Genomic DNA, 20739 nt, shown 5'->3' with positions numbered 1-20739 from the left:
GTTGTCCTAGTAGCCCTGGTTGTCGTACGGGTACGGGCCGTTCTGCTGGGCGCCGTACGGCTGCTGCTGGGGCTGCTGTCGGGGCTGCTGCTGCCAGTCGTCCTGGGGGTACTGCTGCTGTTGCGGGTACGGCTGCTGCTGGGGGTACTGCTGCTGGCCGTAGTAGTCGTGCTGTTCCGCCTGGCCCTGGCCCTGGCCCTGGTTCTGGCCGTGACTCTGGCCACGACCCTGGTTCTGGCCCTGGTTGCCGTACTGGTACTGCGGATCGTGCTGATCGATCCGGCGGAGCTGGGTCGTCGCGTCGTCCATGACCGGGGCCTGCTGCTGGTGGGGCTCGTACTGCTGCCCGGGAGTCTGCGCCGGGGTCTGCTGCGGGTTCTTCTTGGCCTTCGAGCGGGCCCGCAGGAACTCGATCATGATCGGGACCACGGAGACGAGGACGATCAGGATGAGGATCGCTTCGATGTTCTTCTTGACGAAGTCGATGTTGCCCAGCCAGGAGCCGAGCAGGGTGACGCCCGCGCCCCACAGGACGCCGCCGATGACGTTGAAGACCAGGAACGAGCGGTACCGCATGCCGCTGACGCCGGCGATGATCGGCGTGAAGGTGCGCACGATGGGCACGAAGCGGGCCAGGACCAGGGACTTCGGGCCGTACTTCTCGAAGAACTCGTGCGCCTTGGTGACGTTCTCCTGCTTGAAGAGCCGGGAGTCCGGCCGGTTGAAGAGCGACGGCCCGACCTTCTTGCCGAACATGTAACCCGCCTGGTCGCCCAGGATCGCGGCGACGCAGATCAGCGCGACCGCGCCCCAGAGCGGGAAGTCCAGCTGGTTCGACGTGATCAGCAGGCCTGCGGTGAACAGCAGGGAGTCACCGGGCAGGAAGAACCCGATCAGCAGGCCGGACTCCGCGAAGACGATGAGCAGCAGGCCCCAGAGACCGAAGTTGTCGAGCAGGTAATTGGGGTCCAGCCAGCTCGGTCCGAGGGCGATCGTCGTCACGGTTCCGGGCTCCTGATGGGTGGGGGAAGGGTACGGCGTCCATGGTGCAGCCGCACAAAGCTATCAACGCAATGTGTACGCCCCAGGTTCCACGGATGTCTCCGGGATGCACTGTGGGCCCGCTGGGACGAAGCTGTGAGCCATGAGCATCGAAGACTACGGCGGCGGGCAGGGCCCCGAGCCGGACGTACTGGTCGTCACCACTAACGACGTGCCCGGCTTCCGGGTGGAGAAGGTCATCGGCGAGGTCTTCGGACTGACCGTGCGCTCCCGGCACCTGGGCAGCCAGATCGGCGCCGGCCTCAAGTCGATGATCGGCGGTGAGCTCAAGGGTTTGACGAAGACCCTCGTCGAGACCCGCAACCAGGCGATGGAACGCCTCGTCGAGCAGGCACGCGCGCGTGGAGCCAACGGCGTGCTGATGTTCCGCTTCGACGTGACGGAGGCGGCGGAGGTGGGCACCGAGGTGTGCGCGTACGGAACCGCCGTGGTGCTGGTCCGGGAGTAGCCCCCCGCGCCCTCGGGCCTCCGCCCCCGCCCCCCGGCGCCGGACCAGGACCCGATGCTCCGTCACCCGTACGCCGCCCCAAGGTGCGTTGCGCCGCCTTCCGCCGCCACGTGCCTTCCTGCGCCGCCCCGTGCCTTCCTGTACCGCCCTGTAGCGCTTATAGCGCCCTGTGCCGCCCTACGCCGTCTGCCGGGCCGCGTTCGCCGTGATCGCCTCCTTGAGGTGCTCGGCGAGGCCCGGGCGCATGGTGTCGTAGAACGCCTTGAAGCGCTCGTCGGAGACGTACATCTCCCCCAGACCACGGTGCGTCTCGTACGAGCAGTCGTAGAACCACCTGCCGATGTGCCGACGGTGTTCCTCGGCCATGTCCATGGCCGCGTCGCCGGCCGGCGGCTCTCCCGCGGCCATCAGGGCCGTGTAGCGCTCGCTCCAGTCGTCGACCTCGGCCTGGAGACGCTTCCAGTCGTCCTTCGTGTAGCGGGCGGTGCGGCGCTGCGACTCCGCGTAGGCCTCCGTGCCGCCCCAGCGCTGCTCCGCCTCCTCGGCGTACCGCTCCGGGTCCTTGTCGCCGAAGACCTCGAACCGTTCCTCGGGCGTGAGGTTGATGCCCATCTCGCGTGCCTCCATCGCGTGTTCCACGGCCGCGGCCATCTTCTGCAGCTGCTCGATCCGGGCGGTCAGCAGCTCGTGCTGCCGGCGCAGGTGCGCGCGCGGGTCGGCCGCCGGATCGTCGAGCAGGGCCGCGACGTCCTCGAGCGGGAAGCCGAGCTCGCGGTAGAACAGGATCCGCTGCAGGCGGTCGAGGTCGGCGTCGTCGTAGCGCCGGTGGCCCGCGTGGCTGCGCCCGCCGGGGACGAGCAGGCCGATGTCGTCGTAGTGGTGCAGCGTGCGCACCGTGACACCGGCGAATCCGGCGACCTGTCCTACCGAGTAGCTCACTTCGTCCGCTCCCTTCTCGTACGCGCTCCACGGTGCGTCCTCACGCCGCGTGAGGTGCAAGGGGATCCCGCCACGGTCGCCGCCGTCCGGATGTCATGTCCGTTTTGCCCGCTTATCGTGAGCCCGTGGCCCAGGACACCGCACAGCAGCCGCCCCGCGTTCCGGCGACCCCGGCACGCACCCTGCTGCCGTCGATCCTGCCCGCCCTCGCCATCGGCGTGCTGGCGAGCCTGCTGCTCCTGCTGGTGGAGGGGGCGGCCGAGCAACTCCAGCACGTGCTGTGGCAGAACCTGCCGGACGCGCTGGGCGTGGGCCGGTACTCCGTGCTCTGGATGATGATCATGCTCACCGCGACCGGAGTCCTGGTGGGCCTGGTGGTGTGGAAGGTGCCGGGGCACGCCGGTCCCGACCCGGCCACGATGGGGCTTGACGCGCGCGTGCTGCCACCGGTGGTCCTCCCCGGGCTGCTGGTGGCGACCGCGCTCATGCTGGCGGGCGGCCCCAGCCTGGGCCCGGAGAACCCGATCATCGCCGTGAACGTGGCAGTCGTCTTCTGGCTGGGCAGCCGGTTGCGGCCGCGGGCGCCGGGCGCGGTGTGGGTGATGCTCGCGGAGGCGGCGACCATCGGCGCGCTGTTCGGTACGCCGGTGGCGGCGGCGCTGCTGATCTCCGAGGCGCTGGCGGGACGGCAGACCAAGGGGCCGCTGTGGGACAGCGTCTTCACACCGCTGGTCGCCGCCGCGGCCGGCGCGCTGACGACCACCCTGGTGGCCGATCCGAGCTTCGACATGCACCTCCCCCCGTTCGGACAGCCCGGTTGGGACGACCTGCTGGCGGCGATGGTGGTCGCGTCGGCGGGCGCGGTGCTCGGCATGTGCGGTGTCTACGCCTTCCCGTACGCCCACGCCGCCTTCGCGCGGCTGCGGCACCCGATGCTGATCCTCCCGGCCGGCGGGGTCGTACTGGGGCTGCTGGCGGCCCTGGGCGGCCATCTGACGCTCTTCAAGGGGTTGGACGAGGTCGCGGAGCTCGCCGCCGACCCCGACGGCTGGACGGCCGGGCAGTTCGCCACGATGACGGTGGTGAAGATGGCCGCGCTGGTCGTCGCCGCGACCTCCGGCTTCCGGGGCGGGCGGATCTTCCCGGCCGTGTTCGTGGGCTCCGCCCTCGGTCTCACCGCCCACGCGCTCGTGCCGGGCGTCCATCCGGCGGTGGGCGTGGCCACCGGCGTGCTGGGCGTCCTCCTGGCCATCACACGGCAGGGCTGGGTGAGCCTCTTCGTCGCCGCCGTCCTGGTCTCCTCGCCGTCGATCATCGCCCTGCTCTGCATCGCCTCGCTGCCTGCCTGGCTGCTGGTGACGGGGCGGCCCCAGATGCAGTTGCGCGCGGACGGAACTTCGGTCCGCTGACACCCGTTCGATCCATCAGGAGGCACTCCCATGGCGTTGCACAAAGGTCCTCAGAAGTCCGACGAGCGTCCCCTGTCGGTGAATCCCTTCTACGGCGAGGCCGATCCGGTCAGCGGCATGGTCGAGGCGCCGCCCAAGCACCGGCTGCCGGACGGCCCTACGCCCCCGTCGGCGGCGTACCAGCTGGTCCACGACGAGCTGATGCTGGACGGCAATTCACGCCTCAACCTGGCCACCTTCGTCACCACCTGGATGGAGCCGCAGGCCGGCATCCTGATGGCGGAGTGCCGGGACAAGAACATGATCGACAAGGACGAGTACCCGCGCACCGCCGAACTGGAGCGGCGCTGCGTGGCGATGCTCGCCGACCTGTGGAACGCGCCCGACCCGTCGTCCGCCGTGGGCTGTTCGACGACGGGGTCGAGCGAGGCGTGCATGCTCGCCGGGATGGCGATGAAGCGCCGGTGGGCGCAGCGCAACGCCGACCGCTACCCGGGCGCCCGGCCCAACCTCGTGATGGGCGTCAACGTCCAGGTCTGCTGGGACAAGTTCTGCAACTTCTGGGAGGTGGAGGCCCGCCTGGTCCCCATGGAGGGCGAGCGCTTCCACCTCGACCCGCAGGCCGCGGCCGAGTTGTGCGACGAGAACACCATCGGCGTCGTCGGCATCCTCGGCTCCACCTTCGACGGCTCCTACGAGCCGATCGCGGACCTCTGCGCGGCCCTCGACGCCCTCCAGGAGCGCACCGGACTCGACATCCCGGTGCATGTGGACGGCGCGTCCGGAGCGATGATCGCCCCCTTCCTCGACGAGGACCTGGTGTGGGACTTCCGTCTCCCGCGGGTGACCTCGATCAACACCTCCGGGCACAAGTACGGGCTGGTGTACCCGGGTGTCGGCTGGGCGCTGTGGCGTGACAAGGAGGCCCTGCCGGAGGAGCTGGTCTTCCGGGTGAACTACCTGGGCGGCGACATGCCGACCTTCGCCCTCAACTTCTCCCGGCCGGGCGCCCAGGTCGTCGCGCAGTACTACACGCTGCTGAGACTGGGCCGCGCGGGCTACCGGGCGGTGCAGCAGACCACGCGGGACGTGGCCCGGGGCATCGCAGACCGGGTGGAGGCGCTCGGCGACTTCCGGCTCCTCACCCGGGGCGACGAGCTGCCGGTGTTCGCCTTCACGACGGCCCCGGGCGTGGACGCGTACGACGTGTTCGACGTCTCACGGCGGCTGCGCGAGAGCGGCTGGCTGGTGCCCGCGTACACGTTCCCGCCGAACCGGGAGGACCTGTCCGTCCTGCGGGTCGTGTGCAGAAACGGCTTCTCGGAGGACCTCGCCGACATGTTCGTGGAGGACCTGTCCCGACTGCTGCCGGAACTCCGCCGGCAGTCGGCACCGCGGACCCGGGACAAGACCGCGGCGACCGGGTTCCACCACTAGGGCCCGCCCGCGTGCCGCCCCGCTCAGTGGCTCATGCGGGCGAACTTCCGGACCGCCAGGGGGAAGAAGACCGCCAGCAGGGCCAGGGGCCAGGCGGTGGCCGCCCACACGTGGGCCGGATCGGCGCCCAGCCCGCCGAACAGGTCGCGTACCGCGGTCGCCGTCCGGGACATCGGATTCCACTCGACGGCGGTGCCCAGCCAGCCGGGCATCGCGGCGGGGGCGGCAAGGGCGTTGGAGAGGAAGCCGACCGGCCAGACCAGGATCTGCACGGCCTGCACCATCTCCGGTTTTCCTGCCACCAGCGCCAGATGGATGCCGATCCACAGCATCGCGAAGCGGAAGAGGAGGAGCAGGCCGACTGCGGCCAGGAAGGCGCCGGGCCCGCCCTGGGGCCGCCAGCCGAGCGCGAGGCCGACGACGATCAGCACCGCCAGGCCGACGGCCGACTGGAGCATGTCGGCCGCCGAACGGCCCACCAGGACCGCGCCGTCGGCCATCGGCATGGCCCGGAACCGGTCGATGACGCCCTTGTTGAGATCCTGGGTGACGGCGAGCATCGTGCCCTCCAGGCCGAAGGCCATGGTGAGGGCCAGCATGCCGGGCATCAGGTAGTCGAGGTAGTCGCCGTTCACCCCGCGGCCGCCGCCGACCAGGTAGCCGAACATCAGCAGCAGCATCACGGGGAAGACGAGCCCGACGACCAGCCGGCCCGGCTGCCGTGCCCAGTGGGCGAGTTCACGCCGGGTCATGGTCCAGGAATCGGTCAGCGCGTACGTACTCACACGGTCTCCTTCGTACGGTCGTCCTGCCCGGTCAGGTGCAGGAACACCTCGTCCAGCGTGGGGCGGCGCAGGGCCACGTCCTCCGCCTCGACGCCGGCCTCCTCCAGGGCGCGGACCACGGCGGAGAGGGCGGCCATGCGGTCGGCGACCGGGGCGCTGAGCAGGCGGCGGTCGGGGTCGACGGTGACGTCCTCCTTGGGCAGGGGCAGCAGCGCGAGGGCCGCGCCCAGCAGGCCCGCGTCGCGCAGGACGACGTCGATGCGGTCGCCGCCGGTCAGCGCCTTCAGCTCGTCCGCCGTGCCGTCGGCGATCACGCTGCCCCGGTCGACGACGGAGATCCGGTCGGCGAGCTGGTCGGCCTCCTCCAGGTACTGGGTGGTGAGCACGACCGTGGTGCCGCCGCCGACCAGCGAGCGGACCGCGGACCACACCTCGGCGCGTCCGCGCGGGTCGAGGCCGGTGGTCGGCTCGTCCAGGAAGAGCACCTCGGGGTCGGTGCCGTGCCGGTTGCCGATGAGGGAGGCGGCCAGGTCGAGGCGGCGGCGCATGCCTCCGCTGAAGGCGCGGACCGGCTTGCGGCCGGTGGCGGTGAGGTCGAAGCGCTCGAGGAGTTCGTCGGCGCGCACGCGCGCGTGGCGGGCTCCCAGGTGGTGGAGGCGGCCGAACATCTCCAGGTTCTGACGGCCGCCCAGCTCCTCGTCGAGGGCGGCGTGCTGGCCCAGCAGTCCGATGCGCAGGCGGACCTCCCTGGCCTGGCGCACGACGTCGTGGCCGGCCACCTCGACGCGTCCGGAGTCCGGCCGCAGCAGCGTGGACAGGATCCTGACCAGGGTCGTCTTGCCCGCGCCGTTCGGCCCGAGCACCCCGTGCACGGTGCCGCGGGCCACCGTGAGGTCGAGCCCGTCCAGTGCCTGGGTGTCGCCGTACCTCTTGCGCACACCTTCGACGGTGATCGCCCTGTCGGCCATGAAAGCCCCCCGGTCCACTCGACTAATCAAAGTTGACTACTGAGGCAGGGTAACGCGAGGGGCTCGCACTAGTCAAACTTGATTAGCGAGCGTCTCCCGGATGCCGTTCATCCGTGGCGTACGGGTTCTCCTCGCCCTCCGCGAGGACGCCGACGAACGGCTCGCCCTCCCCCGCGAAGGTGTACGCGCCGCCCTCGATGCGTGCGATCAGGCCCCGCGTCCACGCCGCCTCGGCGTCGGCCGTGTGGATCCAGAGGTTCATGATCTCCCCGATGTGGCCCAGTTGCTCCGGCCCGTCCTCGGGGACGTAGTGCTCGGTGACGGCGGAGCGCCACTCCTCGATGCCGTGGATGCGCTCCTTCAGGAGCGATACGGCCTCCGCGCGCGGGAGGTCGACCACGAAGCCGATGGCCGCCGATTTCACGTCCGTCTTCTGGTCGTACGAGGTCAGCGCCTCGCGCAGCAGCCTGAAGAACTCCTCGGTGCCGGCCTCGGTGATCTCGTACTCGGTGCGCGGCGGGCCGCCCGCGGTGGACGGGGCCGTCTCGTGCTCGCGCAGCAGCCCCTGCTTCGCCATCTGCTTGAGGGCGTGGTAGATCGAGCCCGGCTTGGCGTTGGACCACTCGTGGGCGCCCCAGTACTCCAGGTCGCCGCGCACCTGGTAGCCGTGGGCCCGCCCGTGCTGACGCACGGCGCCCAGCACGAGAAGACGGATCGCTGACATGCGCCCAGGTTATGGCGTGGCGGACACGCGCCCGTCAGGTGCCCGGGCGCCCGTCCGCCGTGCCGCCGAAGCGCCGGCCCTCAGAGGACCCGACGGCTCAGAACGGGAATCCGCTGCGGCCGTGCTGGACCGAGATCCACTTCGTGGTGGTGAAGGCCTCCAGGGTCGTCTCGCCGTTGAGGCGGCCGACGCCGGAGCTCTTCTCGCCGCCGAAGGGCACGATCGGCTCGTCGTGGACGGTGGCGTCGTTGACGTGGAACATGCCGGTGACGATCTGCTTGGCGAAGGCGACGCCCCGCTCGATGTCGGCGGTGTGGACGGCGCCGCTGAGGCCGTACGGCGTGTCGTTGGCGATGCGGACCGCCTCCTCCTCACCGTCGAAGGTGTTGATGAAGACGACCGGGCCGAAGACCTCCTGCTGGAGCAGGGCGGACTCGGCGGGCAGACCGGCCAGCACGGAGGGCTCGACGAGGTTGTCCGTGGTCGTGCCGTGCAGCAGGGCGGTGGCGCCCTCGGCGATCGCCTGCTCGACGGCGCCGGTCACGGCCTCGGCCTGCTGGGAGTTGATCACCGGGCCGATGGCGGTCTGCGGGTCGCGCGGGTCGCCGGCCTTGAGGGTCTTCACCTTGGCGACGAACTTCTCGGTGAACTCGTCCGCGAGCGAGCGGTCGACCAGGATGCGGTTGGCGGCCATGCAGACCTGGCCCTGGTGGACGAAGCGGCTGAAGACGGCCGCGTCGACCGCGTAGTCGACGTCGGCGTCGTCGAGGACGACGAAGGCGCTGTTGCCGCCGAGTTCGATGATGGACCGCTTGAAGTGCGAGGCGGCGACGGTGGCGACATGGCGGCCGACCTTGTCGGAACCGGTGAAGGAGATGACCCGCGGGATCGGGTGCTCCAGGAAGGCGTCGCCGATCTCGGCGATGTCGGTCACGACGACGTTCAGCAGACCCGGGGGCAGACCGGCGTCCTCGAAGAGCTTGGCGATCACGGTGCCGCCGGCGATCGGGGTGTTCTGGTGCGGCTTGAGGACCACACCGTTGCCCAGGGCCAGCGCGGGGGCGACGGACTTCAGCGACAGCAGGAAGGGCACGTTGAACGGGCTGATCACACCGACGACGCCGACCGGCTCCCGGTAGACGCGGTTCTCCTTGCCGTCGATCGGCGAGGGCAGGATGCGGCCCTCGGGGCGCAGCGCCAGGTGGATCGACTCGCGCAGGAACTCCTTGGCGAGGTGCAGCTCGAAGGCGGCCTTGCCGAAGGTGCCGCCTGCCTCCGCGACGAGGATCTCGCTGATCTCCGCCTCGCGCTCCTCGACCAGCCGCAGCACCTTCTCGAAGACCGAGCGACGGGCGTAGGCATTGGTCGCGGCCCACTGCTTCTGGACGCGGGCGGCCGCGCGGTAGGCGGCGTCGACCTCTTCGACCGTGGCTATGGTGATCGAGGCCAGCTTCTCGCCGTCGTAGGGGTTGAAGTCGATGATGTCCCAGGACCCGGTCCCCGGACGCCACTTACCGTCGATGTACTGCTGGGCCAGGTCAGTGAAGTAGGACGTCATGTGATCCCTCAATCCCCTGCTGCGATCGGCTGCGATCGATCGGCATCACGATCTGATCACACGTCATCGTACGGGGGTTTCAAGGGAGTTGGGGCCGTTCCAGGAGGCGCCTAGGGGAATCCCTAGGACAGCTGGATCAGTCCGCGCAGGAGGTCCCGGCTCTCGTCCGGCCCGGGGCTGTCCTGCTGGAGCTCCTTCAGCGCCTGCTCGTACTGCGCGACGTCCTCACGCTTGTCGAGGTACAGGGCGCTGGTGAGCTGCTCCAGGTAGACGACGTCCTGAAGGTCGGACTCCGGGAAGCTCAGGATGGTGAAGGCGCCGGACTCGCCGGAGTGCCCGCCGAAGCTGAACGGCATCACCTGAAGCCGCACGTTGGGGCGCTCGGAGATCTCGATCAGATGCTGGAGCTGTCCGCGCATCACCCCGCGGTCGCCGTACGGCCGGCGCAGCGCCGCCTCGTCGAGGACGATGTGGAAGTCGGGGGCGCTCTCGGCGACGAGATACTTCTGCCGCTCCAGACGCAGCGCCACCCGCCGGTCGATGTCGGCCGCGCTCGCCCCCTTCATGCCCCGGCTGACCACCGCGTGGGCATACGCCTCGGTCTGGAGCAGGCCGTGCACGAACTGGACCTCGTACGCGCGGATCAGTGCGGCCGCGCCCTCCAGGCCGACGTAGGTGGGGAACCAGTTGGGCAGGACGTCCGAGTAACTGTGCCACCAGCCCGCCACGTTGGCCTCACGGGCGAGTCCGACGAGCGCCTGGCGCTCGGTGTCGTCCGTGATGCCGTACAGCGTCAGCAGGTCCTCCACGTCCCGGGTCTTGAAGCTCACCCGGCCGAGTTCCATCCGGCTGATCTTCGACTCCGAAGCCCTGATCGAGTAACCCGCCGCCTCGCGCGTGATGCCGCGTGCCTCGCGCAGCCGCCGTAGTTGCGAGCCGAGCAGCATCCGCCGCACCACCGATCCGGGCTCTCCCGCGCTCACGTTCGCCAGCCTCCCCAACCGTCCTAGGGGCCGCAGTCTGCCACTAAAACACTTCGAGCAGTACTCGTCCGATTACAGAAATGGAAAGAAGACAAAGGATACGTACAGCGCGATGCGAGGGAACAGTGAGGGGAAAGCAAGAGAAGTGGCCCTGATGGGCGAGAAGTTGGCGGAAAAAATGGCCAAGAAGCGGTACGGGCGGGTCCATTTCGGTCACGTGCACGTGCATCTGCCCTTGCATCCGCAGAGCGCATCGGAAACCATGGTCTCGCGCCACCGCTGCATCGCAACGACCGCGAATCCCGGGAGTGCCTCGCATGGGGACGAATGGATCGACCATGCTCGAGCCGTTACGGCAGGGCCTTCCGCCGCTTGATCCGGCGGCCGTGTCCAACGCCGCCTCGTGTGCCCTGCCCGCCCGCTTCGAAGCGGTGCGCGAAGCCCGGCAGTTCACCAAGCGGACCCTCGGCCAGTGGGACGTCGGCGACCGTTTCGACGATGTCTGTCTGGTCGTCTCGGAGCTGGTGACCAACGCCCTGAGACACGGGCTCTCCGACGACGTCCCACACATACCGGACCGGCAGCATCCGCCCGTGCGACTGCACCTGATGCGGTGGACCGAGCGGCTCGTGTGCGCGGTGCGCGACCCCAGCCGGGAGAGTCCGCTGCCCCGCGAGAGCGACGACTTCTCGGCCGAGTCGGGCCGCGGCCTGTTCCTCGTCGACTCCTTCGCCGACAGCTGGGGCTGGCACCCGCTCTCCGGCAGCCTGGGCGGCAAGGTCGTCTGGGCGCTCTTCCGGCTGCACACGCCTGCCGAATGACGAACCGCGGCGCGCTCTGACGCCGCGGTTCTACGCGCGTTGCCCTCCGTTTTCGTGCGACAAGTCCGAAATCCCGGTGCGCCCGGAGGGAATCCGAGGAAGTCGGGGATCGAGGAAAGACGGAGTACCGAGTGGAGACGGAGAAGGCGGCCGAGGAGAGGGCGAGGGCGTCGAGGGACGTCAGCTCGCGATCAGGTGGTCGAACTCGCCGTCCTTGATGCCCAGCAGCATCGCCTCGATCTCCGCGCGGGTGTAGACGAGCGCGGGACCGTCGGGGAAGCGCGAGTTGCGCACGGCCACGTCACCGCCCGGCAGCCGTGCGAACTCGACGCAGGAACCTTGCGAGTTGCTGTGCCGGCTCTTCTGCCAGGCAACCCCGTACAGCTGTGTGGCCGTCATGCCGTTGTACACGTCGTGCCCCCCGTCAACGTGGTGGTCCACAGGTCGCTCCCTGGTGGTGCACTGGCTCGTGTGGCCATTGGTGCCGTGGTCAACTGTCCCGGATCATAACCCCGTTCATGTGCAGACGCATGAGCAGATGCACGTGCACGCCGGGTGCCTGCCTGGTTACAGCTTTGACGCCCGCTTTACCCGGTGTTCCGCCCCGCACGTCCGGGTCGGCGGTCGACGTCGGGTCCACGTGAAAGTCGTCCGGATCGAACTACTCCTGCACTAGGAACAGACGCGTGACACGGCCGTCCTGTTCCGTCGACACGGGAACGGATCGGCCGTCGGCAGCCGGTGTGTGGCGGTGGGGCCGTCCCGAAAGGAGCGGTTCCGGCGGATGCCCGTCATCCGCTCGGCACGGCAGGACGCCCCAGCGGATGCGGCTCCTCCCGGTGTGCGCCCGGCACCGCGGGGCGGCGGGCGGCGAGCAGCCGGGCACACCTCCGGCGTCCCGCCCGGCGCCGAAACCCCCCGGCACCTGTCCGTCCGAGGACGACCCGACCGGTCCGCCGCCCCGGCCGGAACCGCAACACGCCGGGCGACGACGATCAACGACGAAAGGCGGCCGCCCCCGCGCACGACGACGAAGTCGGTCGCGAGGGCGGGACGGAGACGGCCCGACGCCGTATCGCCGCCTCGGCCCGCTGTCGGGGCGACGGCCACTTCGAACGGCCAGGGCGAGTAGACGTGACAGGTGAATCTGCTCGTACGGGTGAGGTCCGGGCCCTACGGAGACAGCGGGCCCGGGACTACGGATGGAGCCACTCCCGGGCGGGGCGTGAGTGGACGGGCAGGTCGCGTACAGGACAGCCGCGGGAAGGGGGGTGGGGCGGTCGCGCCCCACCGGGCGGACCCCGGGCAGCCCGGCCCTGCGGATGGAGCGGTCAGCGGGTGCAGTGGGCCGGGCAGGGCCGCCCCCTGGAGCGGGGAGGCCCGTGGGTGGAGTGGTCGGCGAGTGGAGTGGGTCAGCACGGGGGGCAGCGAGTGGGGTGGGGCAGCGAGTGGGGTGGGGCCGGGCGCAGGGCGGCACCGGCCCCTGGCTGGGGAGGCTCGTAGGTGGGTCGGGGGGTCGGTGGGTCGGGGGGTCGGTGGGTCAGCGGGGGGTGGTGCAGGGAAGCAGGGCCATTTCCCGGGCGTTCTTGATCGCTCGGGACAGTTGGCGTTGCTGTCGGGCGGAGACGCGGGTGACCCGGCGGCTGCGGATCTTGCCCCGGTCGGAGAGGAACTTCCGCAGGAGATCGGTGTCCTTGTAGTCGATGTACGTGATCTTGGCCTGGTCGAGCGGGTTGGGGCGGGACCTGGCGGGCCGGTGCTCGGTCTTGCGGGGCATGCGTCAGACCTCCAGGAGGGTGTCGAAGGCGCGCGGCAGCCGCTCCCAGGCGGCCCGGCCGGCGGCGTACTCGGCGTCGGTGAGCAGGCAGGACTCCAGGAGGTGCGCCAGGCCGTCCCGGTCCAGGCCGGGGGACGTGAAGACCAGGTGCTGGCAGCAGTCGCCGTGCTCGGGGTGCCAGTCCAGCGCGGCGGCGGCGCGGCGCACCGGCGGGACCATGTCCCAGGCGGCGTCGGGCAGGGAGGCGAGCCACGGTCCGGCCGACTCCACACACAGCGCTCCCCCGGCGGCGTCCCAGTGGAGCAGGACGTCGGGTCTGTCGGCGAGCCAGAACCGGCCCCGGCTGCGGGCGGCCGCGCAGGTCAGGTCCTCCAGCGCCGCGTACAGCCGTTCCGGGTGGAACGGGCGGCGCCGGTGCCAGACGAACGTGCTCACCCCGTGGGCGTCGGCCTCGGCGGGCAGCAGCGCGCAGGCCGGGTGCTGGGCGGCGGCGGCCGACTCGACGTCGAAGCCGGCCAGCACCGCCCGGACCAGCGGCGACCGCGCGTCCGCACGGCCGGCCGGCCCGATCCGGACCCGGCGGGCCGTCGGGTGCAGTTGCGCCAGCAGCTCGCGGTCCTCGTCGTCGGCCTCCTCGGAGTCGACGACGGCCAGCACGGGCGCGTACTCCAGCTGGCGCGCGAACGTGTCGGCGACCGTGCGCCGATCGGTGGCGGCCGCGGCGAGACCGCACTCGGCGAGGTCGTCGCCGTTGCCGAGGCAGGGCAGGAGCAGCGCCGGATCGACGGCGGTGACGACGCCGGTGACCGTGAGCCCGCCGGCCACGACCACCTCGGCCATGGCCTTGGGCTCGACGGAGTCCCACAGTTCGACGACCGCGAGACGCGTTTCGCCGTCGTCGGCGAGGCGGCGCAGTTCGGGGACGAGATCCTCGCGCAGGGCGCAGCAGGCGCAGTCGTTGACCAGGGGCGCCTCGCCGACGGAGAGGACGCCGGTGGCGTCGCCGACGGTCCGTACGACCGTGCCCGCTCCGGCCGTCGCGAGGTCGTGGTGGAGGACGACGCTGCCCGGGACGTCGGCGAGCAGCCGCGCGACCGTCGTCCGGCGGGCGTCGGCGTGCAGTCCGCCGACGATCACGACCGACAGACTCACGCCCCGCCCCGCTTCCCGAAGCGGCGCTCGAAGCGCTCGACCCGGCCGGCCGTGTCCAGGACGCGGGCGGTGCCGGTGTAGAAGGGGTGGCTGACGTAGGAGATCTCGACGTCCACGACGGGGTAGGTGTTGCCGTCCTCCCACTCGACGGTCCTGCCGCCCGCCGTGGCGGTCAGCGTCGAGCGGGTGAGGAAGGCGTGGTTCGCGGCGCGGTCACGGAAGACGACAGGACCGTAGGCCGGGTGGATTCCCTTGCGCATGGCGGTGGTTCAGCGCTCCTCTCGGAAGTCGACGTGACGGCCGACGACGGGGTCGTACTTGCGCAGGGTCATGCGGTCCGGGTCGCTGCGGCGGTTCTTGCGGGTCACGTAGGTGAAGCCCGTGCCCGCCGTGGACCGCAGCTTGATGACCGGGCGGAGTTCGTTGCGTGCCATGCTGCTACCTTACTGAAAATGAATTCCATTAGCACTACCGGCCCTGAGATCGACCGAGGAGAGGTACGTCACCCGTGTCCGCTCACTGCATGCTGACCGGCGCCCAGCCGGGCTTCGGCAACCGCATCTCCCACTCCCACCGGCGCACCTCGCGCCGCTTCGACCCGAACATCCAGACCAGGCGCTACTGGCTGCCGAGCGAGAGCCGCCACGTACGGCTGCGGCTGAGCACGAAGGGCATCAAGACCGTCGACACGATCGGCGTCGAGGCGGCCGTGGCACGCATCCGCGCGCGGGGGGTGCGGATCTGATGGCGAAGAAGAGCAAGATCGCGAAGAACGGCAAGCGGCAGGAGACCGTCGCGCGGTACGCGGCACGGCGGGCCGAGCTGAAGGAGATCATCCGGCGGCCGGCGTCGACCGACCCGGAACGAGAGGCGGCCCGGCGGGAGTTGCGCGCGCAGCCGCGGGACGCGAGCGCGACGCGCGTACGCAACCGGGACCAGGTGGACGGGCGACCGCGCGGATACCTCCGGACGTTCGGGCTGTCCCGGGTGAACCTGCGGGAGCAGGCCCACGCCGGACATCTGCCCGGGGTCCGGAAGTCGTCCTGGTAGGTCACAGGCCACCCCCAGTGTTCCGCGGGGCCTTGCTGGTAGCTTGCTGCGGTCCCTTACCGGTCCGTACGGGCGCACGGTCCGTACGGCCGCGCGGTCCGTACGGTCCGCGGTCCGTGCGGTCGACCCGGTCGGCCGGCTACAGCTTGGGAGCTTGCAGTGACTTCGGCGATCTTCTCGCGGCGCGCGTCCCGTCGGCCGGTGCGGGCCGCGGCCGTTGCCGCGGCCGCCACGCTGGCGGGCGTCCTCGTGCTGACCGGGTGCAGTGACGACGGGGGGTCCGACGACGGCTCCTCGGCAACGCCCACGACGGCGACCGGAGGCACGGGCGGCGCGACGGACTCCGGGTCCGCCCCGGCCTCCGTCTCCGCCTCCGGCGAACTGGAGGGCAGTTGGCTCGCCACGACGGACGGCAAGGCCGTCGCCCTGATCATCACCGGCAAGCAGGCCGCCCTCTTCGTGACCGGCGGGACCGTGTGCAGCGGGACCGCCGGCGAGGAGGCGGGCATGCAGATGATCCACCTCAAGTGCACCAGCGGGACGGACGACCGGACGACCGGCATGGTCGACTCCGCCGACGCGAAGTCCCTGAAGGTCACCTGGTCGGGTGCGGTCGGCAAGGAGACGTTCGCCAAGGCGGAGGGCGGCCAGTGGCCGTCCGGGCTGCCTTCGCCCGGCCTGGGGTAGTCGGTCCGGCAGCCCTCGCGGCTTCGCGAGGCCCTGAACGGCTCGGACGGCTGGGACGGCTCGGGTGGGGCGGCCCGGGTCGGCTGGAACGACTCGGACGCCGAGGGGCTGTACCGGCTCGGACGCCGGGGTGCCTGGAACGGCCCGGGTGGTGAAGCGGTCACGAGAGCGGGGGTCACGAGAGCGGGGGCGCGCGACAGGTGCACGCGCGCGTGCACGATGATCCTTCGAGCACCGTCACGAAACCCTAGGGATCACTCATGCGCGCCGTTCCCCTCACCGTCACCGCTCTCGCCGCGGCCCTGCTCCTCACCGCCTGCGGCGGCGGGGACGACAGCGGCTCCGGCACCGACGAGAGCAAGGCCGCCGAATCGACCGGCTCCGCCGGTGGCGCCTGCGCCGCCGCCGACCTCGGCCAGGACGTCGGCCCCGTCAACGCCGCTCCCGCAGCCGGTGACAGCGGCAACGTCACCGTCACGCTCACCAACAAGGGCGCGGAGTGCACCCTGGACGGCTTCCCCACCGTCGACCTCACCACCGACGGCGGCTCCACGAGCGTCCCGAAGGACGAGGCCGCCGAGGCGCAGGCGCTGACCGTCCCGGCACAGGGCACCGCAAGCTTCACGATCACCTACGTACGCGGCGAGGACGGCGGCGACCAGAGCCTCGCGGTCAAGACGGTGAAGTACGGCCTGCCGGGCGGCTCGGCCGACCAGAGCTTCCCCTGGTCGTACGGCGCTGTCGCCCTCAAGAGCGGGAAGGTGCCGGACGCCACGGTGAGCGCCTTCCAGCAGGCGGGCGACTGATCCACCGGGCAGCGGCCCCGCCCGGGGTCACGGCAGCCGGGGCCGGGACCGCATCCTGGCCCGGTCCGCCGCTTCGGCGCCCTCGGTCCAGCCCGCCTCGTCGGTGACTCCGCGCAGGCGGGTGGAGACCGTCTCCGGGAACATCCGGTCCGTCGCGGCGGTGACCGCGACCTCGCGGGAGGCGAGCACCGGCAGCAACTCCTCGGTCACCCGGGTCTCGGCGGCGGCGGTGACCTCGCCCAGGCGGGTGCCGATGCGGTGGGCGTAGGCGGCGAGGAAGGACTGCCGGAAGGTCTTGGTCCGCCTGCGGCCGCCGGCCCGCTGGGCCGCCTCCGCCTTCGCCATCGCGGACTGCGCCTGCACCAGCAGCGAGGTGTAGAGCAGCTCCACCGCCTCCAGATCGGCCTCGAAGCCGACGACCGTGGAGAAGGCGAAGGGTTCGTTCCACACCGCCCGGCAGTGGTTCGCGTCGGCGACCGCGTTCAGCAGCACCGCCTTCGCCTGCTCGTACGGCGGCTCGACGCCGATCCGGCAGGCGCCCGGCGCGTCCGGGGCCGGCGCCTGGGCGTCGAGCAGCGCCTCGTCCACGCTGTGCCGGGCCATCAGCTCCTGCGCCTTCCCGGTGAGCGCCTCCGCCTCCTGCGGAAAACCGCTCGCCTCGGCCTTGGCGAGCAGCGCGCGGATGCGGGTGAGCATGCGGGAGTGCGAACCCGGGCGGGACTGCCGGTGCGGTTCGGACTCCTGGAGGGGTTCGAGCCCGGGCAGGCGCAGCAGCAGACGGTAGAGCTCCAGGACCGTGGTGGCGTGCGAGAAGCGGTCGGTGGCGGGCGGGGCGGGCTGAGGCGGAGTGTCGGCGGACAGCTCCGCCAGCTGGGCCGCCCAGCGCCGCCCGCGCGCACGGTCGTCACGCGCCTGCGCGCGGATCAGCTCCCTCACCAGGCCGACGTGGACGTCGTCCAGCTCGCGCCGTACGAACCGTACGAGGTCGGCGGGCTGCCAGCCCCGCCGCCAGGCCGCCGCCACGAACTCCTCGCCCCGCCGGACCAGTTCGGCGTCCGCCGCGCGGTCGGCGGCGAGAAGCGAGGCGCCGGTGTCGAGGGTGGCGTCGGCGGTGTCGTAGAGCGCGGCCCGGAAGGCGCGTTCGACGGTGCCGGACGGGTCGCCCGGCGAGTCGGCGGACGGACCGCCGGACGGACCGCCTGACGGGTTGCCCGACGGACCGCCTGACGGGCCGCCGCTCGGGCTGCTGTGGTGGGTGCTGCTCACCGGTCGATCGTGTCACGGAGCGCGGAGCCGAGGCCCACGGGAGTGACAACCTTGGGTTGACACCTCTTCACTGTCAACCTACGGTTGACACATGACGTCTCCACGACCCGGCACCACCTCGTCCGTCCGTCTCGACGACCTCATCGACGCCATCAAGAAGGTCCACAACGAGCCGCTCGACCAGCTGCAGGACGCCGTCATCGCCGCCGACCACCTGGGCGACGTGGCGGACCATCTCATCGGCCACTTCGTCGACCAGGCCCGCCGCTCGGGTGCCTCGTGGACCGACATCGGCCGGAGCATGGGCGTCACCCGGCAGGCGGCCCAGAAGCGGTTCGTGCCGAAGGAGTCGGCCGACCTCGACGCGAGCCAGGGCTTCACCCGCTACACGCCCCGCGCGCGGAACGCGGTCATGGCCGCGCACAACGCGTCCAAGGCCGCCGGCAACGCCGAGGGGCTGCCCGCGCACCTCGTCCTCGGCCTCCTCGCCGAACCGGAGGCCCTCGCGGCGAAGGCCATCGTCGACCAGGGCGTCTCCCTGGACGCGGTGCGTGAGGCCGCGACCGCCGCGCTCCCGCCCGCCGTGGCGGAGGCGCCCGAGCTGGTCCCCTACGGCCCGGAGGCCAAGAAGGTCCTGGAGCTCACCTTCCGCGAGGCGCTCCGCCTCGGCCACAACTACATCGGCACCGAGCACATCCTGCTGGCGCTGCTGGAGTTCGAGAACGGCGAGGGCGTCCTCAGCGGCCTCGGCGTCGACAAGACCGGCACCGAACGGTATGTGGCGAGGGTTCTGGCCGCGATCTCGGTGCAGCACGGGCAGGACCAGGGGCAAGGGGGGTCAGGGGGCCAGGGGCAGGAGTAGCCGTCCGGGGCGGGAGCGGCGGAGAGCGGCGGGCAGGGGCGCGAGCAGCGCGGATTGGGCGGGCAGGGGCGGGAGCGGCGGGCAGGGGCGTTGTCAGACCCTGCTGCCACACTCGCAGCATGGCCGACCGGTGGGCACTCGCTCCGGCCGAGGACGGTGGCGTGGAACTCGCCCCCCTCGGTCCCGGCGGGCTGCCCGCCGGCCCGGTGCTGCGGGAGGCGGACCTGGCGCGGGCCGTGCGCGAGCGGCCCGACGTCACCCGGTGGGTCTGGCGCTCCACGGCCGAGGTGTATCCGCGTCTGCTCGCCACGGGGGTGCGAGTGGAGCGGTGCTACGACGTCGAGGACGCCGAGACCCTCCTCCTGGGCCACGAGGGGCGCTCCGGAGAGCCCCGCTCGGCGGCCGCCGCACTGGCCCGGCTGCGCGGCGGCCCCGTACCGCCGGACCCGCCGCAGCGCTCCGCCGTGCCCGGCGCGCAGTCCTCGCTGTTCGAGGCGCAGGACACCGCCGTGCGACTGCCGCTCGAAGACCTCCTCACCGTCTACGCCGAGCAGGAGCGGCGGCACGGACTGGCCGAACACCCGGCGCGGATGCGGCTGCTGACGGCGGCCGAGTCGGCCGGGATGCTGGTGGCCGCCGAGATGAACCGGGCCGGGCTGCCGTGGAGCGCGGAGGTGCACCGCGCGGTCCTGCACGACCTGCTCGGCGAGCGGTACGCGGGCGGGGGCGAGCCCCGGCGGCTGGCCGAGCTCGCCGACGAGGTGTCCGCCGCCTTCGGGCGCCGGGTCCGCCCCGACCTGCCCGCCGACGTGGTCAAGGCGTTCGCGCAGGCCGGCATCCGGATCAGGTCGACCCGGCGCTGGGAGATCGAGTCCCTCGACCACCCGGCCGTGAAGCCGCTGATCGAATACAAGAAGCTGTACCGCATCTGGGTGGCTCACGGGTGGTCCTGGCTCCAGGACTGGGTGCGGGACGGGCGGTTCCGGCCGGAGTTCCTCGCCCACGGCACGGTCACCGGGCGCTGGGTGACCAACGGCGGCGGCGCCCTCCAGATCCCCAAGGTCATCCGGCGGGCGGTGGTCGCCGACCCGGGCTGGCGGCTCGTCGTCGCCGACGCCGACCAGATGGAGCCGCGCGTGCTGGCGGCGATCTCCCGCGATCCCGGGCTGATGGAGGTCGCCGGCCGGGAGAGCGACCTCTACCAGTCCGTCTCCGACCGCGCCTTCTCCGGCGACCGCGCCCAGGCGAAACTCGCCGTCCTCGGCGCGGTCTACGGCCAGACCTCCGGGGACGGTCTGAAGAACCTCGCCGCGCTGCGCCGCCGCTTTCCGCGCGCGGTGGCCTACGTCGACGAGGCGGCGCGGGCCGGCGAGGAGGGACGGCTCGTGCGGACCTGGCTCGGCCGGACCTGCCCTCCGGCGAGCGGGGCGGGTGACGAGGGTACGGAGGAGGCCGGCATCCCCGTCGACTCCGCAGGCCTCGGCGGTCCCGGCAGTCCTGGCAGTCCTGGTGGTCCCGGCGGAGACGACGAGAGCGCTGCCGAGCGGCAGTGGGTGCCGGGGTACGCCTCGACCAACGCCCGCGCGCGTGGCCGGTTCGCCCGCAACTTCGTCGTCCAGGGCAGCGCCGCCGACTGGGCGCTGCTGCTGCTCGCCGCGCTACGGCAGGCCTGCGCGGGGATGGCGGCCGAGCTGGTCTTCTTCCAGCACGACGAGGTGATCGTGCACTGTCCGCAGGAGGAGGCCGAGGCGGTCGTCGCCGCGATCCGTGAAGCGTCCGAACTGGCCGGACGGCTGACGTTCGGGGAGACACCGGTGCGGTTTCCGTTCACCACGGCGGTGGTGGAGTGCTACGCCGACGCGAAGTGACCGTGCTCGGTCGGGTGGTCGTGGCTGGACGGTGGTCGCCCGGTCGATGACCAGGCCTGTGAAGCACGGTCGGTGTTGCGTGGGCGGAAGGTCGAGGCCGAGGTCACTCGGTGTCGAATCGGCGTAGCGTCGGTGTC

Annotated in this window: 23 protein-coding genes; 10 read left to right on the top strand and 13 right to left on the bottom strand. The window is 71.5% G+C overall.

Features of this window, described 5'->3' with window-relative positions; genetic code table 11:
- Positions 1 to 6: 6 nt before the first annotated feature.
- Positions 7 to 1002 carry a VTT domain-containing protein gene (locus ASD48_RS10735; RefSeq protein WP_057601275.1) on the bottom strand — a complete coding sequence of 332 codons (996 nt, stop codon included), beginning with the start codon at positions 1000 to 1002 and terminating at the stop codon, positions 7 to 9.
- A 142-nt stretch (positions 1003 to 1144) separates the two neighbouring features.
- Here ASD48_RS10735 and ASD48_RS10730 point away from each other — a divergent pair, with 142 nt between their 5' ends.
- Complete coding sequence (locus tag ASD48_RS10730) at positions 1145 to 1510, top strand: YbjQ family protein (RefSeq protein WP_057601274.1); 366 nt, start codon at positions 1145 to 1147, stop codon at positions 1508 to 1510.
- A 177-nt stretch (positions 1511 to 1687) separates the two neighbouring features.
- On the opposite strand, the gene ASD48_RS10725 is transcribed toward ASD48_RS10730, so the two are convergent.
- On the bottom strand, positions 1688 to 2449 hold the full coding sequence (locus ASD48_RS10725) for a MerR family transcriptional regulator (RefSeq protein ID WP_057601390.1): 762 nt from the start codon (positions 2447 to 2449) through the stop codon (positions 1688 to 1690).
- Positions 2450 to 2574: 125 nt separating this feature from the next.
- Here ASD48_RS10725 and ASD48_RS10720 point away from each other — a divergent pair, with 125 nt between their 5' ends.
- Complete coding sequence (locus ASD48_RS10720) at positions 2575 to 3858, top strand: ion channel protein (protein WP_057601273.1); 1284 nt, start codon at positions 2575 to 2577, stop codon at positions 3856 to 3858.
- A gap of 30 nt (positions 3859 to 3888) precedes the next feature.
- Positions 3889 to 5295 carry a glutamate decarboxylase gene (locus ASD48_RS10715; RefSeq protein ID WP_057601272.1) on the top strand — a complete coding sequence of 469 codons (1407 nt, stop codon included), beginning with the start codon at positions 3889 to 3891 and terminating at the stop codon, positions 5293 to 5295.
- A gap of 23 nt (positions 5296 to 5318) precedes the next feature.
- Here ASD48_RS10715 and ASD48_RS10710 read toward each other — a convergent pair whose 3' ends face one another.
- The 5 genes from ASD48_RS10710 to ASD48_RS10690 all read right to left on the bottom strand — a co-directional run bounded on the left by ASD48_RS10710 (position 5319) and on the right by ASD48_RS10690 (position 10277).
- A complete protein-coding gene (locus ASD48_RS10710; protein ID WP_057601271.1) occupies positions 5319 to 6080 on the bottom strand; it encodes an ABC transporter permease in 762 nt (253 codons plus the stop codon).
- Positions 6077 to 7048, bottom strand: a complete 972-nt coding sequence (locus ASD48_RS10705) for an ATP-binding cassette domain-containing protein (RefSeq protein ID WP_057601270.1) — start codon at positions 7046 to 7048, stop codon at positions 6077 to 6079. Before ASD48_RS10705 ends, ASD48_RS10710 begins: the two co-directional genes overlap by 4 nt.
- Positions 7049 to 7130: 82 nt before the next feature.
- Positions 7131 to 7772, bottom strand: a complete 642-nt coding sequence (locus ASD48_RS10700) for a PadR family transcriptional regulator (protein ID WP_057601269.1) — start codon at positions 7770 to 7772, stop codon at positions 7131 to 7133.
- Between the two features lie 97 nt (positions 7773 to 7869).
- Complete coding sequence (locus ASD48_RS10695) at positions 7870 to 9330, bottom strand: aldehyde dehydrogenase family protein (protein ID WP_057601268.1); 1461 nt, start codon at positions 9328 to 9330, stop codon at positions 7870 to 7872.
- Between the two features lie 122 nt (positions 9331 to 9452).
- A complete protein-coding gene (locus ASD48_RS10690; protein ID WP_057601389.1) occupies positions 9453 to 10277 on the bottom strand; it encodes a helix-turn-helix transcriptional regulator in 825 nt (274 codons plus the stop codon).
- A 374-nt stretch (positions 10278 to 10651) separates the two neighbouring features.
- Here ASD48_RS10690 and ASD48_RS10685 point away from each other — a divergent pair, with 374 nt between their 5' ends.
- Positions 10652 to 11134 (top strand): ATP-binding protein, encoded by a 483-nt coding sequence (locus tag ASD48_RS10685; protein WP_057601267.1) that lies wholly within the window; start codon positions 10652 to 10654, stop codon positions 11132 to 11134.
- A gap of 180 nt (positions 11135 to 11314) precedes the next feature.
- Here the strand turns inward: ASD48_RS10685 and ASD48_RS10680 are convergent, their stop codons facing one another.
- From ASD48_RS10680 to rpmG, 5 genes are all read right to left on the bottom strand, one after another.
- Positions 11315 to 11533, bottom strand: coding sequence for a DUF397 domain-containing protein (locus ASD48_RS10680; protein ID WP_052183895.1), 219 nt, complete (start codon positions 11531 to 11533; stop codon positions 11315 to 11317).
- 1141 nt (positions 11534 to 12674) lie between these two features.
- Positions 12675 to 12911 carry a 30S ribosomal protein S18 gene (gene rpsR, locus ASD48_RS10675; protein WP_057601266.1) on the bottom strand — a complete coding sequence of 79 codons (237 nt, stop codon included), beginning with the start codon at positions 12909 to 12911 and terminating at the stop codon, positions 12675 to 12677.
- 3 nt (positions 12912 to 12914) lie between these two features.
- On the bottom strand, positions 12915 to 14063 hold the full coding sequence (locus ASD48_RS10670) for a GTP-binding protein (protein WP_057601265.1): 1149 nt from the start codon (positions 14061 to 14063) through the stop codon (positions 12915 to 12917).
- Positions 14060 to 14323: a type B 50S ribosomal protein L31 gene (locus tag ASD48_RS10665; protein WP_057601264.1), complete on the bottom strand. Its 264-nt coding sequence runs from the start codon at positions 14321 to 14323 to the stop codon at positions 14060 to 14062. Before ASD48_RS10665 ends, ASD48_RS10670 begins: the two co-directional genes overlap by 4 nt.
- A gap of 9 nt (positions 14324 to 14332) precedes the next feature.
- Entirely contained in the window at positions 14333 to 14497 is a 165-nt protein-coding gene (gene rpmG / locus ASD48_RS10660) for a 50S ribosomal protein L33 (RefSeq protein WP_057601263.1), read from the bottom strand.
- Positions 14498 to 14571: 74 nt separating this feature from the next.
- Here rpmG and rpmB point away from each other — a divergent pair, with 74 nt between their 5' ends.
- The 4 genes from rpmB to ASD48_RS10640 all read left to right on the top strand — a co-directional run bounded on the left by rpmB (position 14572) and on the right by ASD48_RS10640 (position 16606).
- Positions 14572 to 14808, top strand: a complete 237-nt coding sequence (gene rpmB, locus ASD48_RS10655) for a 50S ribosomal protein L28 (RefSeq protein WP_057601262.1) — start codon at positions 14572 to 14574, stop codon at positions 14806 to 14808.
- On the top strand, positions 14808 to 15113 hold the full coding sequence (gene rpsN / locus ASD48_RS10650; RefSeq protein WP_057601261.1) for a 30S ribosomal protein S14: 306 nt from the start codon (positions 14808 to 14810) through the stop codon (positions 15111 to 15113). The genes rpmB and rpsN overlap by 1 nt, the downstream gene beginning before the upstream one ends.
- A gap of 159 nt (positions 15114 to 15272) precedes the next feature.
- Entirely contained in the window at positions 15273 to 15800 is a 528-nt protein-coding gene (locus ASD48_RS10645; protein WP_057601260.1) for a lipase chaperone, read from the top strand.
- Positions 15801 to 16060: 260 nt separating this feature from the next.
- Entirely contained in the window at positions 16061 to 16606 is a 546-nt protein-coding gene (locus ASD48_RS10640) for a DUF4232 domain-containing protein (protein WP_057601259.1), read from the top strand.
- A 27-nt stretch (positions 16607 to 16633) separates the two neighbouring features.
- Here the strand turns inward: ASD48_RS10640 and ASD48_RS10635 are convergent, their stop codons facing one another.
- Entirely contained in the window at positions 16634 to 17872 is a 1239-nt protein-coding gene (locus ASD48_RS10635) for a DUF2786 domain-containing protein (RefSeq protein ID WP_057601258.1), read from the bottom strand.
- Between the two features lie 91 nt (positions 17873 to 17963).
- Here ASD48_RS10635 and ASD48_RS10630 point away from each other — a divergent pair, with 91 nt between their 5' ends.
- Together ASD48_RS10630 and ASD48_RS10625 are read left to right on the top strand one after the other, a co-directional pair.
- Positions 17964 to 18734, top strand: a complete 771-nt coding sequence (locus tag ASD48_RS10630; RefSeq protein ID WP_057601257.1) for a Clp protease N-terminal domain-containing protein — start codon at positions 17964 to 17966, stop codon at positions 18732 to 18734.
- Positions 18735 to 18853: 119 nt separating this feature from the next.
- A complete protein-coding gene (locus ASD48_RS10625) occupies positions 18854 to 20602 on the top strand; it encodes a bifunctional 3'-5' exonuclease/DNA polymerase (RefSeq protein WP_057601256.1) in 1749 nt (582 codons plus the stop codon).
- The last annotated feature ends 137 nt before the right edge of the window (positions 20603 to 20739 follow it).

Source organism: Streptomyces sp. Root1310, assembly GCF_001426425.1.
Classification (GTDB): Bacteria; Actinomycetota; Actinomycetes; order Streptomycetales; family Streptomycetaceae; genus Streptomyces.
Note: the sequence above shows the minus strand (reverse complement) of the source record. Positions and strands in the feature narration are given on the sequence as shown.